We start from the raw sequence: 4,091 nt of genomic DNA, 5'->3' as shown, positions 1-4,091 counted from the left end.
AAATCCACCCGCCCCCCCCAGGTGCCCGGGCGCCACATTACCCGCCCGGGCGGAAACACAAACACCCTAATTAGTAACCCCGCCGCGCCCCCCCCCGGGGGGGCCCCCCCCCCCCGACGTGGATGCTCACCAACCACCACAGCACCGGCATCACCCGCCAGGTCCCCGCCGCCGACGCACTGATGCGCGAGCTCGGAGTCCGCGGCCTCGCCCAGCTCCACACCGACCTTGGAGCACCAGCTCCGCCGCCAGAAGTACGCAGGAGGCCGATAGATGGCCAAGCACGACGAGTTCGACGACTTCTTCGGCGATGAAGAGGACACCCCAGTCGTCGACACCCGAGCCGACGGCCGCCTGCTCCGCGTACCACTCAGCCGGCTTGTGCCCACCAGGTCAACCCACGTACCGACTTCGTAACCCACCCGTCGACCTGCTCGAAGTGCTGGGCCACGGCGCGGTTGGATCCGAACTCGGCAACGAGCGACATGCGCCGGGATGAGCAACGCGCGCCTCTTCTCGACGGTCGTCGTCCTCGGTGCCGCCTGCACCGCGCGGGGCGCCGCGCTCATCGGCTCGGCCGCGCCACCCACGACAGTCCGGTCCTCCCGAAGCAGGCCCGCCTGCCGCGAAACCCTGGGCGTTCGGCGCGAGCCCGGCACCGGGGCTGCGGCCGAGGTCACCGCAGCCTTGCGGCGGCGCTGGAAGCGAACCCCTCGATCGGGTGTCAGCATCGTCCGGAGGGCGGGCGTCGGGGAATGCACGGCTGGAACCTAGCGCTGGGAGGTGAGAGATCCCAGGCTTGTGTGTGACGTGGCAGTAGGAGTCCGTTAGCTTGATCGTTCACATCCGTATAGGGGGCGCATGGTGAGCGGGCTGACGCCTGAGCTGCAGTTCATCGCGAAGGGCATGATTCGCGGGGCGATGGGCCTGTTGGATTCGATGCGCGGCGCGCGTGACAGCGCTATCGCGTTGGGGCATGAGCTCGACCGGCAGCACGGTATGGCCGGTGACGACGATGCAGGACGGTCGTTTGCCAAGGTCTACATGCCGGCGGCATCCACGACGCTGGACACGATGGGGTTCAGTTCGCACCTACTTGGTGCCACGAGCCGGGGCCTGATGCGCAACGCCCGGGAGTTCATGGCCGTGGAGAGCCGACAGGTGTCGGCGTTCCTGGGCAAGGAAGTGGACCTCACGGTGGGCATGGGCGATCCCGGAGCCGACTGTCCGGAGAACTACCTCGGCCTTGGGCAGGAACTGCCCAAGGTGGTCGGGGAGACTGCCTGGTACACCCAGTACGCGCCGGGCGGCAGGAGCGACCGTTTCCGGGGTTCTCCGGAGAAGATCCGTGATGTCGCCGACTCGTGGCGGCAGGCGGCCTCCCTCATGCAGCGCTTCCTGGAAGATGCCCAGGCTTATGCGTCCACAGCGAGCAAGGCGCACTCGGGCGCCGCGGCCGACTCCTTCCAGTCCTACTTCAAGCAGCATGTGGGCTTCGCCGCCCCGCCGGAGAAAGCTCAGCAGGACGAGCCGGTCGTGGCCAACCTCGTGGCCGCCTGTACGCAGCTTGCCAAGGCGTGTGACCGGTACGCCGAGCATGTCGCGGCGGCGAAGGTGAAGATCCAAGAGCACAAGAACGAGCTGTTCCGGCTGGACATGCCGTGGGACCAGCCGATGTTCGGCGGCAACGGCTTCGACGGCGGACTCCATGACGCCGTCCTTAGCGACCCCTGGATCCACGATCTGGGGGAAGTCGCTCACGCCCTTGACTCCTCAGCCGCTCGCGTCCGGCTCCCCGACGGCGAAGGTCCGGGAGCGCCGGCGCTGCCGGGCGTGCCGTTCCTCCCGCCGCTCATCCGTGTCCCCGTCCCGGTACCGCTCAGACTTGCATCCCATACGGCTACCCCGGCCCTGCTGCCGATGATCAACCCTGTGGACTCCGGCATAGCCTTCGCCGACCCCATACCGCCGGTGCCCGGAACGACCAAGCCGCTCACCCCTGCCGAAGAGAAGCAGTTCCGCACATGGATGAATTCCCTCAGAGCGGGAGGATTCGCGGGCGGAGGCGGCACGAGTGCTCCGGACAACGCGTATCAGCTGCGCGTATCGGGATACCCGGAGCGTGAGGTGCCGCTGGCTGGCAAGAACCGTGGCCTGATGGTCGATGGCATTCGGCCATCCGACGGATACCTCGTGGAAGCCAAACACGTCCGCGACCCCGACTGCACGAAGAAGAGCTTCCGTTCCTTGGAACGTCTGGAGGAAACCCTGACCAAGCCGGTCAAGGTGAACTCCAAGGGAGAGCTCGCCTACGACCCCGTCATCGACTCCATGTACGCAGGCGACGAGAGCGAACTCCTGCGGTACAAGCAGGCCATGGAGAACCCCGCAAACAAGGAAGTCCGCGGCCTGGAGATCGTGACCAACGGCAAGGACAACGCGGCCTACTGGCAGTCCATGATGGCGATCACGGGCACGACCGGCTCCACACGCTACGTGCCGTAAGGCAAGAGGGAAGACTGTGTCCACTGAACGGAACATCCGCACCAATTTCGCCTTCTACCCGCCCCAAGACGCCGAGGCGGCATGGGACGCCAGCCTGGACTCCCTCGAGAGGGCTCTGCGGCAGGCGTTCCCGAACCTTGTGGTCGAGTACCGGCTCTCAGGCGTCCACGGCATCCCGGTGATTGATTTCGAGATCGAGCTGGCAGCCGACGTGTGGATCGACGGCACGGCGGCGATGCCCAAGCCCGACTACGCCTTCATCACCCTGACCAACGTGACCGCCGACGAAGCCGCCGTCTTCGCCCGGTGGCTACGGGACTCCTTTGTCCCGCAGCCGCACCTGGTGCGCTTTGCCAGCAGCCTCGCCGTGGCCAACGGCGATCAGGACCCGTGGCCGCTGCCGGCACAAGGCGGCGACGAAGAGATCGCCACGGAGCTGAGGCGACACCTCGCTTCCATCGACGACCAGGTGTAGGGGAGGGGCCCATAAGAGGGCAACGCTCTTGCGGCATCGCCGCCCACCACCATGGCTCCAGGCCGCCCAACCGAACCAGTTCCTGACCCGTCGGACATGCCCGATTCGGCAGCCGAGACGGTGGAGGAAATCCCGGTGGTGACGCGCCTTCTCGCTGGGCGGGGACTGCCGGAGCGCCCGGGCTGCCTGGTCGGTGCAGACCCGCTTTCCGCCGACGTACCGGCGGGGGCGCTTGCTGGCGGGGGTCAGGGCTTGAGCCTGCCCTTGCGGATCTTCTCGACGCAGGCGGGGCAGTACGTCTTCACGGAGGGTTTGGCCCGGCCGCGTCCCTTGTAGCCGCCCTTGCCGACGGGACGGGGCTCGCGGTTGGCGGCGGGGTGGCGGGTGGGGGATGACTCTGGAGAGGTACCAGCGGCGGGGTTCCCCCTGGGCGGCCTGGGAGGTCGTGATGTCGGATCCGTATCCGCCTCCCGGTGGGCAGCCGTCCAATTGGGGCCCGCGTTCTGGCGGTCCGCCCCCGGGCTCGACGCCGCCTTGGCCTGCCGGCAACGACCGGGCCGGTGCGACGGTGCGGGAGAAGCTGCGCACCACCACCGTCGCCGCCGTGCGTACGACGTCGTCGCCCACCAGCAGGCGGCGATGCCGGAGCAGCTGCTCGCGCTCCCGGCCGCCGAGGTCGAGGACGATGACCAGGAGCCGGAGGCCGGGCGCCGGGAGGCGATCGACATGACGGCGCTGCGGGCCCTGCGGGAGCCCTCGATCTCACGGCCGACCGGCTGCGCCGCCTTCAGGAGGCGTTCGCCAAGGCGGCCGACGACTCCCGCGTCCGCGCAGACCACTACCCCGAACAGGACGATGCCGACGTGGTGCGTCCGGTGCGCAGGGACGATCAGCAGGCGCACCGCCCGCAGGAGCCCGGACGGCACCGCGGCCGGGAGGCCGCCCACTGAGTGGACCCGAGGGTGACCACCCCGGTGCGGTGGTGCGCACCGACGATGCGGTGGGGGGCACCCCCCCCCGGGGGGCCCCCCCCCCCGGGGGGGGGGCACCCTGTCGGGTTACCCACCACCCGTCTCTTTTAAACAAAAACGAGCCCACCAGACCAGGCGTA

3 protein-coding genes are annotated in these 4,091 nt (G+C 68.6%); 2 read left to right on the top strand and 1 reads right to left on the bottom strand.

Annotated elements, in window-relative coordinates; all coding sequences use genetic code 11:
- The first annotated feature begins 861 nt into the window (after positions 1-861).
- On the top strand, positions 862-2,505 hold the full coding sequence (locus ACFVGY_RS33090) for a restriction endonuclease fold toxin-2 domain-containing protein (RefSeq protein ID WP_385684711.1): 1,644 nt from the start codon (positions 862-864) through the stop codon (positions 2,503-2,505).
- Between the two features lie 16 nt (positions 2,506-2,521).
- Positions 2,522-2,980, top strand: a complete 459-nt coding sequence (locus tag ACFVGY_RS33085; protein WP_385684708.1) for a hypothetical protein — start codon at positions 2,522-2,524, stop codon at positions 2,978-2,980.
- Positions 2,981-3,225: 245 nt separating this feature from the next.
- Here the strand turns inward: ACFVGY_RS33085 and ACFVGY_RS33080 are convergent, their stop codons facing one another.
- Positions 3,226-3,927 (bottom strand): hypothetical protein, encoded by a 702-nt coding sequence (locus ACFVGY_RS33080; RefSeq protein ID WP_385684705.1) that lies wholly within the window; start codon positions 3,925-3,927, stop codon positions 3,226-3,228.
- Between the last annotated feature and the right edge of the window lie 164 nt (positions 3,928-4,091).

It is taken from the genome of Streptomyces sp. NPDC127106 (genome assembly GCF_042677605.1).
Taxonomy (GTDB): Bacteria; Actinomycetota; Actinomycetes; order Streptomycetales; family Streptomycetaceae; genus Streptomyces.
The sequence above is the reverse complement of the archived record's forward strand: the minus strand, read 5'-3'. Positions and strand labels throughout refer to the sequence as shown.

Bases quoted from the DNA above. Each gene is read 5' to 3' on its own strand.
- ACFVGY_RS33090 (WP_385684711.1), top strand. From the start codon at position 862: ATGGTGAGCGGGCTGACGCCTGAGCTGCAGTTCATCGCGAAGGGCATG.